General features: G+C 39.5%; 11 protein-coding genes. 7 read left to right on the top strand and 4 right to left on the bottom strand.

All coding sequences use genetic code 11. The features are described from left to right. Positions 1–2 precede the first annotated feature (2 nt). Genes hisB through hisIE form a run of 5 tightly spaced genes read left to right on the top strand, consistent with a single transcriptional unit; the run spans position 3 to position 3,769 of the window. Positions 3–1,070: a bifunctional histidinol-phosphatase/imidazoleglycerol-phosphate dehydratase HisB gene (gene hisB / locus CYG50_RS04370; protein WP_102138417.1), complete on the top strand. Its 1,068-nt coding sequence runs from the start codon at positions 3–5 to the stop codon at positions 1,068–1,070. Then, positions 1,070–1,663 (top strand): imidazole glycerol phosphate synthase subunit HisH, encoded by a 594-nt coding sequence (gene hisH, locus CYG50_RS04365; protein WP_102138416.1) that lies wholly within the window; start codon positions 1,070–1,072, stop codon positions 1,661–1,663. The genes hisB and hisH overlap by 1 nt, the downstream gene beginning before the upstream one ends. Positions 1,664–1,668: 5 nt before the next feature. Continuing rightward, the gene (hisA, locus tag CYG50_RS04360) at positions 1,669–2,406 is read left to right on the top strand and encodes a 1-(5-phosphoribosyl)-5-[(5-phosphoribosylamino)methylideneamino]imidazole-4-carboxamide isomerase (protein WP_102138415.1); all 738 of its coding nucleotides are present in this window, start codon (positions 1,669–1,671) and stop codon (positions 2,404–2,406) included. After that, positions 2,388–3,164 carry an imidazole glycerol phosphate synthase subunit HisF gene (gene hisF / locus CYG50_RS04355; RefSeq protein ID WP_004909328.1) on the top strand — a complete coding sequence of 259 codons (777 nt, stop codon included), beginning with the start codon at positions 2,388–2,390 and terminating at the stop codon, positions 3,162–3,164. Before hisA ends, hisF begins: the two co-directional genes overlap by 19 nt. Then, positions 3,158–3,769: a bifunctional phosphoribosyl-AMP cyclohydrolase/phosphoribosyl-ATP diphosphatase HisIE gene (gene hisIE / locus CYG50_RS04350; RefSeq protein WP_102138414.1), complete on the top strand. Its 612-nt coding sequence runs from the start codon at positions 3,158–3,160 to the stop codon at positions 3,767–3,769. Before hisF ends, hisIE begins: the two co-directional genes overlap by 7 nt. 34 nt (positions 3,770–3,803) lie before the next feature. On the opposite strand, the gene CYG50_RS04345 is transcribed toward hisIE, so the two are convergent. Both CYG50_RS04345 and CYG50_RS04340 read right to left on the bottom strand, forming a co-directional pair. Further along, positions 3,804–4,790, bottom strand: coding sequence for an ABC transporter substrate-binding protein (locus tag CYG50_RS04345; RefSeq protein WP_102138413.1), 987 nt, complete (start codon positions 4,788–4,790; stop codon positions 3,804–3,806). Positions 4,791–4,853: 63 nt separating this feature from the next. Then, the gene (locus CYG50_RS04340; RefSeq protein ID WP_102138412.1) at positions 4,854–7,031 is read right to left on the bottom strand and encodes a TonB-dependent receptor; all 2,178 of its coding nucleotides are present in this window, start codon (positions 7,029–7,031) and stop codon (positions 4,854–4,856) included. Positions 7,032–7,363: 332 nt separating this feature from the next. Between CYG50_RS04340 and CYG50_RS04335 the strand changes: the two genes are divergently transcribed. Next, positions 7,364–7,861: a YbaK/prolyl-tRNA synthetase associated domain-containing protein gene (locus CYG50_RS04335; protein WP_102138411.1), complete on the top strand. Its 498-nt coding sequence runs from the start codon at positions 7,364–7,366 to the stop codon at positions 7,859–7,861. Positions 7,862–7,909: 48 nt separating this feature from the next. Here CYG50_RS04335 and CYG50_RS04330 read toward each other — a convergent pair whose 3' ends face one another. Further along, positions 7,910–8,551: a CatB-related O-acetyltransferase gene (locus tag CYG50_RS04330; RefSeq protein WP_102138410.1), complete on the bottom strand. Its 642-nt coding sequence runs from the start codon at positions 8,549–8,551 to the stop codon at positions 7,910–7,912. Positions 8,552–8,852: 301 nt separating this feature from the next. On the opposite strand from CYG50_RS04330, the gene CYG50_RS04325 reads away from it, so the two are divergent. Further along, complete coding sequence (locus tag CYG50_RS04325) at positions 8,853–12,002, top strand: M66 family metalloprotease (RefSeq protein ID WP_102138409.1); 3,150 nt, start codon at positions 8,853–8,855, stop codon at positions 12,000–12,002. A gap of 72 nt (positions 12,003–12,074) precedes the next feature. Here CYG50_RS04325 and CYG50_RS04320 read toward each other — a convergent pair whose 3' ends face one another. Next, entirely contained in the window at positions 12,075–13,271 is a 1,197-nt protein-coding gene (locus CYG50_RS04320) for a multidrug effflux MFS transporter (RefSeq protein ID WP_102138408.1), read from the bottom strand. Positions 13,272–13,344 lie beyond the last annotated feature (73 nt).

Below are 13,344 nucleotides of genomic sequence, written 5' to 3'. Positions count from 1 at the left end.
TCATGAGCCAGAAAATTTTATTTATCGACCGTGATGGAACATTAATTACCGAGCCGCCAACCGACTTCCAAGTTGATAGCTTAAGTAAACTCGCCTTTGAAAAGGCGGTTATTCCTAGCTTACTTGCTCTGCAAAAAGCCAATTACCGCTTAGTGATGATAACCAATCAAGACGGCTTAGGCACCGATAGCTTCCCAACCGCAGATTTCGAGCCACCGCATAATTTAATGATGCAGGTATTTGAGTCCCAAGGCGTTAAATTTGATGAAGTGTTAATTTGCCCACATAAGCCTGAAGATAACTGCGTTTGTCGTAAACCTAAGCTCCAGTTAGTCGAACGCTATTTAGATAGCAACGTGTTAGATAGCGAAAATAGCTATGTGATTGGTGACCGTGAAACAGACATTCAACTCGCTAAAAACATGGGTATCAAAGGGTTACGTTATAACCCGGCAGAACTTGACTGGGAAGCTATCACCCAGCAATTAACTAAACGCGACCGCCATGCACTGGTCAAACGCGTCACAAAAGAAACCAATATTCAAGTCGAAGTCTGGCTGGACCAAGAAGGCGGCAGCAAAATTAGCACTGGCGTGGGCTTCTTTGACCATATGTTAGACCAAATCGCGACTCACGGTGGTTTCCGGTTAAACATTGAGGTCAATGGCGACTTGTTTATCGATGACCACCACACCGTTGAAGATACCGGTCTTGCACTAGGTGAAGCGCTGAAAGTGGCACTTGGAGATAAACGCGGTATCGCACGTTTTGGTTTCGTTCTCCCAATGGATGAATGCCAAGCGCGCTGCGCGCTGGATATTTCTGGCCGCCCACACCTTGAATACAAAGCCGAGTTTAAATACCAACGCGTTGGTGACTTAAGCACAGAAATGATTGAGCACTTCTTTAGCTCGCTTTCCTATGCAATGGGTTGCACGTTACACCTGAAAACCAAAGGGAAAAACGATCACCATAAAGCAGAGAGCTTGTTTAAAGTTTTCGGCCGCACACTGCGCCAAGCAATTCGTGTTGAAGGGGATACGTTACCTAGCTCAAAAGGGGTTCTGTAATGAACGTTGTCATCCTTGATACCGGCTGTGCAAATTTAGCCTCTGTAGCCTATGCGGTAAAACGCCTAGGCTATGACCCTGTGGTGAGCCGCGATACCAACACCATTTTACAAGCCGACAAAGTCTTTTTGCCCGGTGTCGGTACGGCTAGCGCAGCCATGGAAAAGCTGACTGAACGCGAATTAGTACCGTTAATCAAAGCACTGACCCAACCAGTATTAGGTATCTGTTTAGGTATGCAATTACTCGGTTCTTTTAGTGAAGAAGGCCAATCTACGGTGCCACTACTGGGGTTAATTGATAGCCCTGTACAAAAAATGGATGCCAATGGGCTTCCTGTTCCACATAGCGGCTGGAACCAAGTCAAAGCGCTAGCAGGAAACCCACTGTTTCGGGATATCCCAGATAACGCCTATTTCTATTTTGTACACAGTTATTCGATGCCAATTTCCAGTCATACCATTGCGCAAACTCAGTATGGCAATCCGTTTAGCAGCGCAGTGAATTGCGATAACTTCTATGGTGTCCAATTTCACCCAGAACGTTCTGGCACCGCAGGCTCACGCTTGATTCAAAACTTTTTGGAGATGTAATTACCATGATCATTCCTGCATTAGATTTAATTGATGGCACGGTGGTGCGGTTGCACCAAGGGGATTACGCCAAGCAAACTGATTATGGCAATGACCCGCTCCCACGTTTGCAGCAATATGAAAAAGAAGGGGCAAAATTATTGCACCTCGTGGATTTAACGGGAGCTAAAGACCCACAAAAACGCCAAATTTCACTACTCAAAAAATTATTAGCAGGCGTCAGTGTTCCAGTACAAGTTGGTGGTGGTATTCGTACCGAAGAAGATGTTAAAGCCTTACTGGAAGCTGGAGCGACCCGTGTTGTCATTGGCTCAACGGCTGTCACTAAGCCTGAGCTGGTCAAAACGTGGTTTGAGACCTATGGTGGCGAAGCCATTGTCCTTGCCTTAGACGTACGTATTAATGACCAAGGCATAAAAGAAATCGCCATTAGCGGTTGGCAGGAGAATTCAAATCTAACGTTAGAACAAGCCATTGAAATATATCGTCCTTATGGCTTAAAACATGTCCTTTGTACGGATATTTCCAAAGATGGAACATTGGCGGGTTCTAATGTGAATTTATACCAAGAAATTAGCCAAAAATTCCCTGATATTGCTTTTCAAGCATCGGGCGGTATTGGGGATTTAGACGATATCGCGGCTATTCCGCCATCTGGTGCAGCTGGCGTAATTGTTGGCCGTGCATTATTAGAAGGTAAATTCACCGTTGCGGAGGCAATTAAATGTTGGCAAAACGCATAATTCCTTGTTTGGACGTTCGCGACGGCCAAGTGGTTAAAGGTGTCCAATTTCGCAATCACGAAATCATCGGCGATATTGTTCCATTAGCACAGCGCTACGCCCAAGAAGGCGCAGACGAACTGGTGTTTTATGATATTACCGCCTCTTCTGATGGCCGAGTGGTAGACAAAAGCTGGGTTGCCAAAGTCGCTGAAGTGATTGACATTCCTTTTTGCGTCGCGGGTGGTATTAAAAGTGTCGATGATGCCGCACAAATTCTCTCTTTTGGTGCTGATAAAATTTCCATCAACTCCCCGGCATTATCCGACCCTACATTAATCAGCCGTTTAGCTGAACGCTTTGGCGTACAATGTATCGTTGTTGGTATTGACACTTGGTTTGATGAAAGCACAGGTGAATATCTCGTTTACCAATTTACCGGTGATGAAAAACGTACCACACAAACCACGTGGAAAACCCTTGATTGGGTAAAAGAAGTGCAACAACGTGGCGCGGGTGAAATTGTGTTAAATATGATGAACCAAGATGGTGTACGCCAAGGGTATGATCTACAACAACTCAAGAAAGTCCGCGAAGTCTGCCAAGTGCCCTTGATTGCCTCTGGCGGTGCAGGCGAAAAAGTGCATTTTCTTGATGCCTTCACTGACGCAGGTGTTGACGGTGCTTTAGCCGCTTCTGTATTTCATAAACAAATTATTAATATCGGTGACTTAAAACAATACCTAGCCGAAAACGGAGTTCAAATTAGAGTATGTTAACCACAGAACAATGTAGCCAACTTGCATGGCAAAAAGTCGATAACCTGATGCCTGTTATCGTACAACACGCCGTTTCAGGTGATGTGCTAATGCTTGGGTATATGAACCCTGAAGCATTAAATGTCACCTTAGACAGCCGTAAAGTCACCTTTTTCTCTCGCACAAAGCAACGTTTGTGGACGAAAGGCGAAACCTCCAATAATTTTTTAAATTTAGTGGATATCTACCCAGACTGTGACAACGATACGCTGCTAGCTCTCGCGTTACCGGATGGCCCAACTTGCCATAACGGCACACAAAGCTGCTTCGCACCCGCACAAAGTGACTGGGGCTTTTTGTTTGAACTAGAAACCTTGCTCAAAGAGCGCAAAACTGCTTCTCCTGAAAGCTCTTATACCGCGCGTTTATATGCAAGTGGTACTAAGCGTATTGCGCAAAAAGTGGGTGAAGAAGGTGTTGAAACCGCATTAGCGGCAACCGTTAATGACCGCGCAGAATTAACCAATGAAGCGGCTGATTTGATGTACCATTTAATGGTATTACTGCAAGACCAAGAACTTGATTTAAGTACGATAATCAAACGATTAAAAGAGCGTCACCAGTAATCGATAAACTGCCAGCCTCGCTGGCAGTTTTATTTTATGGGTGCAAAATATTATCAATTTGTGCATCACTCAGCGAAATCCCAAAAAACTTCAGGTAGAAATCTGCTGTCTCTTGTTTCATATCGATATCCGCAAAGCGCTCTGGGTAAAGAGTTTGCGCTAACCACAGAAACTGTAATGCTTCTTCTGAGGTTTCACGGCACCACCAAAACATCCCTTTTGGGTTGACATACACCTGTTGATTTTTTACCGCGCTAATGGCTTTCCATTGGGAAGACGTTCGGATGATATTGGCATCTTCTTTATTCATTGCAACGATTACATCGGGATTGGCCGCAATAATCGTCTCCAGTAATACCTCACCTGAGTTATTTTTCTTATCCGAAAACCAAGTTTCAGCCACATTTTTGGCTCCCGCCAAATCCATCCAATCTTGATTTAACGAAGGGCGCCCCGAGGTAAATAACGTATTTCCCATACTATGATAAACCCTACGTTTTTCTGTATCTGTTAGCCCGACTAAGCGTTCATTTACCAACCTGACATTACGGTCAAAATAGCGTTGATATTCAAGCGCTTTATTTTGTGCATCTGGTCCTAGTTCTTTTGCTGTCGCTTGAACTCTAGCTTGTAAAGCTTGCAATGAATTTGCAGGGTACTCTACAACTTTTACCCCTGCACTTTCCAATATGTCCCGTTGAGGGACTTCCATGCCTTTCGCCACAAACAATAATTGTGTACGCAAAGAAATTATTTGCTCTGGATTTAATTGGTTGCTAATACTGATAACTGGAACATTATCAATATTGGGTAACATTTGACGAAATAGTGGAATTCTTTTCGCTATCACCGATGTACCAACGATTTGCTCGCCATAACCCAACATCATAATAATGGTATTTTGTGCTGGCCACGGTGTTGCAATACGCAACTCGGGGTTATCCGTTTTTGCATTTAACAAGCTACTGACTAGTAGCCCGGCAAGCAAAATAATGGATTGTAAGAAAGTTATTTTTCTCATCTTAATGCCCCTTCTTTACTTCATAATAAAGAAGGGTGCTCCTTACGTTTATTGTTACGACCATTAAAAATCAAATGTGATGGTTGCGCGGACTTCACGGCCAGAGCCTAAGAATGCGCTATTTCCACCACCTTGGCCGTTATTACCTGATGGGAAAATAGATGCCCAATAACGTTCGTCAGTGACATTATCGACCGATAGGCGAATAGTGGTAGGAATCTGGTTGATTTTTGTACTATAGCGAGTTCCTAAATCTAACGTCGTGTAGCTACCAATCCAACTTGAGTTAGTATCATTTGCCGCTCGCTTACCGGTGTAATGTACATTTGCACTGTAAACCAACTCAGGCATAGCTGGCAGCGCATATTCAACTAGCATATTAGCTTGGACTTTTGGAACTCCAACCACTCGTTTGTCCCGAGTGGTTCGAGAGCCTGTGTCTTTCAGTTTAGGGTCTAAAAATGTTATGCCGCTATAAACGTTTAACCCCTGCCACACATGACCTGTAGCGGTTAACTCAAGCCCCCTATTCACTTGCTTACCTTGTTCACGAAACACACTATGACTATCCACATAAGCAAATGGCCGCTCTAAATGAAATAGTGCCGCACCAAGGTTTAAATCAGCCACATCAGCTTTAACCCCAACTTCATATTGCTTACTACGATATGGGTCTAAAGTCTGCCCTTCATTTTTAACGCCTTGTCCTATCGGAGCCGTATCCCCTTCCTCCAATGAGTCTGCATAACTTACATAAGTCATCAATTGTGGGGTGATTTTGTACATCACGGCAGCATTTGGGCTTAACCCTTTGGAGTTAGTTTGGCTGGTTTTATGGCTCTGTTTGTCAAAACTACGACTTTCTATCCAACTTTGGCTGAGATAAAACATCGCTGACCATTGTGGGTCAAATGTAACGGTATCGCCGATAGTGATACTTTGTTGACTATTTTCCGCAGATTTATAGCGTGAGCCACCCGTGTAAATTTTACCATTTGCAGGTTCTATCAATGAAGATGGGTGGTACATATTCGTTGAGCCAAGGTCATAAGCCGTAGCAGCTCCCTTTGCACTATAAATAGACCAAACATAACCATTCGTCGCGAATGACAAATCGTGTCCAATAGACCCCGTGTCTACATGGCCATTAAGTGTCACTGAATTACTAAGTACACGAAAACGTCCAGAAGCCGGAGAGTCACGGAGTGAGCGCTTAATATCACCTTTATCATTGACCAACATACTGGTCACCGTGCGCATCGCTCTATCTGCTTGTTGATATCCGACTGCGGCATTCAATGTCCAATCTTCATTAAAATCATGAAGTAAGCGAGTGCTCACTGTATCTGTAGTTAAATCATTCCCCGCAGTGTGCATAGCTAAATTTTTATCTTGCGGATTAGGTGCTTTTGGTAAATTAATTTTAGGACCATAGCTGAAGCTCCCCACATAACCTTTTTGTACAAAATTATAGTGGCTAGCATTGAGCTGTAACTGTGTCCCCGGTTGAATGTTCCAATCAAAGGCAACAGAAGCCAACTTACGACGTAGAGTGCTATCCTTTAAATTTCCCGTTCCTTCTTCATCCATTAAGTTTAAACGATAACCAAAGCGCTTATCTGTATCAAAATACCCCCCAAGATCAACATGGCCGCTATAGGCATTACGGCTTTGATAACCTAAAGATAAGCGTTGAATATCTTCAGGGCGTTTTGCCGTGAAATTGAACTGACCAGCCGGGCTAGAAGGGCCGTACAAAGACCCCGTGAGGCTATTAATAATGTCCACCCTATCCAACATTTCAACCGGAAATGCCGTCGTTGAGACGACATACAAGCCATCTAACCGACTATTAGCTACGACACTTCCTTGCATCCCACGGCTTTGTGGACGTCCCACATCCATCCCCCCACGTGCTTGCATTTGGGTACTCGGGGCATATTTAAGTAATTCACTGATACTTTTCGCTTGCTGATTATCAATCATTTCACGACTGATTGTTGTTGTGGAATAGGGAGTATCAATCCAATCCAAATCCCCTAACGGGCCTAAATCAATTTGAGAGGTAAAGAAGCCCGCTCCGGCTTGAGCTTCTGTTGTGACATCCCCTGAAGCCGCTGTCACCAACATTTTGTCTTGCTTGGAGCTTGTAAGCTGCTCAGAGACTTGCGCAGCAACAATTGATGGGGCGATCCCTGCAATAAGAGGTATTAGAATATATAAATTTATTTTACGTTTCATGTTATCTGTTTTCGTTATATAAAACTTTATATTACCGAGAATAAAATGCACCGTAAATGATCAAACTCAATTCTTAACAATATGTATTCTCATTATCCTATTGAAATATTGTTTTATAATTATTTGAATTTATTAAAAATAAAATAGCAGACAGAATATCCAATAGATAAAATCACCATTCAGATAGCAATACAGATTAAAACAGTATCTGATATGCAATTTAAAAAATTTCCCAACCCTATGATTTTTAGTTCATTTCTTTTTACGATTGTATCTCTCAATGAACTTGATATCATTCCCTTCTATTGATGTGGTTTTAAAGGGAAAAAACGGTGTCTGAAAATTCTATTTTTTTGCAACTCACACAATTACTTGATAAAAATAATGCAAAATATCGGGTGATGGAGCATCCTACGGCAGGTAAATCAGAAGAAGTGGCAAAAATACGTGGTACGCAACTTGGGCAAGGGGCAAAAGGGCTAGTATGCCATGTAAAAGGAAATGGGATCCGCCAACACGTATTGGCAATTTTACCTGCTGATAAACAGGCTGATTTAAGTAAGGTTGCCACAGCAATTGGTGGAACCCGCGCATCTTTAGCAAGCCCAAAGGAAGTCGATGAGCTCACTCAATGTGTGTTCGGGGCTATTCCACCTTTTAGTTTTCACCCCAACTTAAAATTAATTGCTGACCCGCTATTATTTGAACGTTTTGAAGAACTCGCCTTTAATGCAGGTACATTAGAGCGCTCTATTATTTTAAATACAGAAGATTATCAAAGAATAGCCACACCGATTTTAGTTGAGTTTATTCGCACAGAAGAAAATTAGTTTTGTATTAAAAATGGGTATTCCACAGAATACCCTTCAATAAAAAAACTAACTAATCAATCGCTGATCATATTCCTGACTGGCATTTTTTAATGCCACAAAATCGGAACCACAAATAAACCGCTTTAGTGCAATAAATTTCTCTTCTGGCCAACCATAAATTTTCAATGCGAGTAATTCAGTAATAATATCTGGCGAAAAACGATGTTTTATTACCTTTGCAGGGTTTCCACCGACGATGCAATAAGGCTCAACATCTTTAATTACCACGCTATTCGTTGCGATAACTGCGCCTTCACCAATTTTAACACCAGGCATAATAAAGGCACGCATGCCTACCCATACCCCATCACCAATGATTGTATCCCCTTTTCCTATATAAGCTTCCTCAATATATTCAAGAAATGGATACAAACAAAACCAATCCATGCGATGTGTATGGTTTCCCCCCATTAAAATAACAGCTTCGCTACCAATACAAACGTAATCACCAATATAGAGTTGGTCGACATCCCACGCTAATTGCCAATCTCGACTTTGTTCGTCCCCCTGTAAATAGCGCACAACTGAATTTTCAAACCCACCATCCCAGCAGTCACTATAGTAGCTATGTTGGCCTTTAACATGAATGTTAGGATTTTGTACGACTTCGTGTAGCAGTTGATATTTTGACCAATGTTTTTGATTCATGGTAATAAAACCCTTAATTTGTTTATCGTTACCATAGAACGCTTTCTATGGTGATGTATCCGCGTTCAAAACACATCACACTGAGTAATCATTGGTTTTTTTAGTAATGAGTTATTCATTTTAACCTCACTAATTTTAATAAATTTAGTTTTCTAACTAATGGTTAGCCTTCCAATGCTTAGAGTATCATTTAGGAGTAACTATTAAGCAATTAATCTTTTTTTTAAAGGTATTTTATTTTACCATCAATTACAACTTCTAGCTGCTTCCACGAAACAATAGATAGAGAAGATAATATTGCATGCTGAATAAACACTTAAGCCCCGCCTCTCCTTTATTATTTATTAATAGCTTAAATAACTACACACCATCAATTAAAGACAATTATTCATTTACAGATACTAAAAATGAATTTAATTCTATTATCGATTACTTTCATTTAATATCCGAGATAAATAAATCCTTCGATAACCTCTCATTTTTACAAAATGAAAAAACAAAACATTATTTCAATAACAACCGACATACTAGTGATGTAAAGGGGGAGTTAAAAGGAAATGTATTTTTCGCTCAAGCTAATATTCTTCCAGCCAAGATCCATATCGAAGGGGACTGTAAACCTAAATTAGTTAAAGAGCGAAAAACTTTAATTATGTTTAAGCCACATGCATACATCCCTGAGGCTAATGATATTCAATTAAACATTTATGATAAAAATAATTATTTAATAATGAACAAGCCATTATCCCCTCCTTCCAAACTACCCAAAGTAGCCAATAATAGCATAAGAGAAACTAATTTATCATCTCATGATTTTAAATCATCGGTAAAATTTGACCTCATCATTAGGTCTAATAGTGAATTAATTGAAATATCGAAAAATCAAAACCACTTACATGAAACGATATTAAATAATAATAAAATAAATTTAAAGCTCAACCATAACAGTATAGAAAAACCATTTATTCTTCATAACAATATCAGCTATAAAGGTAAAACTATAGCATTACACAATACTAATAATAATGAAGTTGAAGTTAACTATGGTAATAACACCTTAACACTACCGGCAAAATCAGCCACTCGTTTTATCTGCGATGAAAATGGATATTGGCTAACAAAAAATGATGTAAAAAAAATAAAATATTACAGCCCTCCTAAAAAAGCACACCCAAATACGCTTCCAGTTATCGATTTTGAAATTGGTAATCTACCCGACATAGATAGAGAAAAAATAGATGCAGAGTTCTTTGAGGATATCTTAGAAAAAAACTCCACCATAAAAATAACTAAAATGGATTATGATAGAATCAAAAAATTCACACTATCGCAGAATAAAAATTTTGCATCTAAAAAAATCATATTTACATCAGAAGCTGAAGAATCCACGTTCATCCAAACTAAAAATAAAGTTTATGAGCTAAAAAAAGACGGGTTATTACTATTCCATTGTGATTTAAATGGAGTATGGAAAAATATTTCAATTACTGATAACAAATCAAGAATTAACAACTCACACTCTAGTAAATTCGCTATCACTCTAGATGAAAATAAAGCGATTATTGAAATTTCTAAAAATCAAAAACATTTCAACCAATTAATAAAAAACAATAATTCGATGAAAATATCAACGAGTGATGGTAATTGGAGCCATGACTTCACTCTTGATAAAAATGATGCATTTCATAATAAAAAAATACTGTTTAGCTCGAATGCATCATATAGCAGCTACATTCATTATGGAAAAAACACCTTACAGTTACAAACAGGTGAAAGCATCCTTTTTGTCTATGACTTAGATAAAAAATGGGTTCCTATTAATCAAAGTAGTAAAGAAAGTTTTATTAATAACTTAGAATATATCGAAAATACATGGTCTACTACAGTCCCCAAGGAATATATCCATCCAGAGATAAAACTTGAATTTATTTATCAAGGTCAAAAAAGCATGTTATCTCACATTGATGTAGGTGCGCCAAATGAGTTACTCATTAATACTTTTGATATTGGGTTGCTTACACCACCAAGAGACACACTTCTTTTTCTAGATAAATTTGAACTGAATCGTCAATATTATCAAACGATCCCAGTCAAAAAACTCATTGTTTCTCGTTACGAACCTATCCATTTATTAAAAGTGGTTATGCCTGACGGTCAAGTTTTTACAGATAAAGCCCCCGATGAAGGAGGAGGCCATAGTGGTAGCATGAGGGAGTCGATCACTAAAGACTTTTATGCTAATGGCGTTAATATGGCAAATTATGGTGTAAATAGCTCGGCTCCAGATGCTGATTCTTTTGTTCCAACATCCCAGATAACTGCCTATAACTCTGTTGGAATGTATAAAAATGGTAGAGTCGTCCACGGCTGGTCTGGTGGTGGAGGTAAAGCGACGTTAAATAGGACAGATAATAACGAGCTTAGTCATGAATTCGGCCACAATTTTGGCTTAAGTGATTATTATGGGGGAGATGAAGGCGGATCTCATACAACCGCAAATAAAAAAAATTCAACTTGGCTGTGGGATTCAGATAATAACTATTTTATTCCAAATACATATCAAGATGGTACATTAAACCATGATGCAATGAGTGGAGGTGAAGCTTATGATACTCGTTACAACGCTTACACTGCTTACACCCCTAACTCCTTTATTGCAATTCAAAATAGATTGGAAAATAACTATATATTTAGTCCTGAATCAAAAACAGGGTATAAAAAATGGGACCCAAAGACAAAAGAGATGGTAGATACATATTTAGAACTTTCACAATTTAACGCCATCGAGTTTACTGCAGTAAATGGTTCAGACATTAAAATTAATGATTTAAATTCACTATTAGAAAAAAGCAGTAATGTTAATATTTATAATGGGAATGGTTATCACGCCCCGAAAATTAACATTCCACTCGCAGATAAAAATAATAGGAATTCTGTTTTAAGAATACAATCATCTGCAGATTGGGATAGTGAAATTCATATTAACAATCAAATTGAATCAATCAAGAAAAATGATTCAATATGTTATATTTCAGATGGCTACACTTGGAATCGAAACGATAACAATAAAACAATTCTCTACAAAATTCCCTATAAACAAGGAGTACCTGTAGTAACATTAATGGGCTTTTATGACCCCAAAAAAGTCATCGATAGCTATATCTACCCTTCATTATATGGGTCCTATGGCATGGTTTATCACTGTGATAAAGAAATAAATACTCGCATTCCATATTTAGAGGTTATTTTAGAAAATGGGACAACAAGCCAGTACCAACTTCATAACTTCCGTTCAAATGAGGATATGATGAATAAATTCCATATTAATATTGAACGAAGTTTAAACCCTATAAAAGCTAATCTTTATATTGATAATAAAATTGTGCATTCTAGAGAAATTGAAATCAAAAAGAACAGATTACTGACAACGATTAATGGCGAGATTGTATAATATTATCCAAGTTATCACTAATTATCTAAGCCAATTAGTGATAACTACATATAACATATTGAAATAACAATATTAAATTGTTCTCGTCGAGGCTGATCTAGCAAGCAATAAGCTTGTTTTTCTTGCAAGTAAACCGAATAAACATCCAACTAACATAACTAACGCCAATGACATTTTTGGCGCGATAGGCAAACCGATAGCGCAAAGTCCCAGTGTCGCTCCCCCTGCCATTTGAACAAACCCCACTAAGGCAGATGCGGTGCCTGCTTCATTACCAAACGGTTCTAAAGCATAACTGGTTGCCGTTCCCATCATAAAGGCCAGCCCTGTACAAGCGCAAGCGACAGGTAACATATAAACTAACCAATGGCTTTGTATTTCTATCGGTAATACGACAAAACCTAGCAATAACCCTAAGCAGCCAAATGCCATCATTGAACTACCAACTAACAAACAAGTTGGTCGCCCTATTTTATGAATAAAATAATTAGCGATATAACTGGCAAACATGATCCAAAAACCATTAATACCAAATACAATAGAAAACGCGAGCGGAGTTAACTGGGCATCCCCCATCAGCACAGTAGGTGCAAGAGAAACATAAGTCAACGCCATTCCCATCGTACCCGCATTGACTAAGGCAAACACCATAAAGTGGCGATCCCCCAAAATTCGGCCATAGGTTTTCAGCGGGATAACTTTTGCTTTTGGCAAATTAGCCGGGCGAGTTTCAGGTAAAAAGGCAACAATCAGCACTAATATGACTAACGCATACAAAGCAAGAAACCAAAACGGTGCTCGCCAGCCCCACGCTTCTGCTAACAGGCCTCCGAGCAACGGAGCTAACGCAGGAACAATATTCAATGTTCCATTCAAAAAACCAAAAGCACGAGCCGCTTCCGTGCCATTCATACGGTCACGCACACAACTAAATGCCACTACCGAAGTACAACAGACTGCAACCCCTTGCAATAAACGCGAGGCAATAAATACCACGGGGGTTGTTGCTGCAATAGCAACACCTGCCCCAATGATGTAAAGCACTATACCCAAAATCGCGATAGGTTTTCGGCCATACCTATCCACTAATGGGCCTGAAATTAACTGCCCTAAGCCTAAAACTAAAATAAACAAGGCAATTGTAGATTGGATCACCGACTCACGGCTTCCTAAATCCTTCGCAATATCAGGTATTGTAGGCAAATATAAATCAATCCCTAATGGGCCAAGTAATACTAATAAAAGTACTAAGATAAGAAAATTACGCATAAACCATGCCTAGACTCGATAAATGTAGTTTAGAAAATATTAGATGTAATAAATAATAAAAAAAACAAAAATC

Source organism: Providencia huaxiensis (assembly GCF_002843235.3).
In the GTDB taxonomy this organism is placed as follows: domain Bacteria; phylum Pseudomonadota; class Gammaproteobacteria; order Enterobacterales; family Enterobacteriaceae; genus Providencia; species Providencia huaxiensis.
This window is presented reverse-complemented; position numbering and strand designations above follow the sequence as displayed.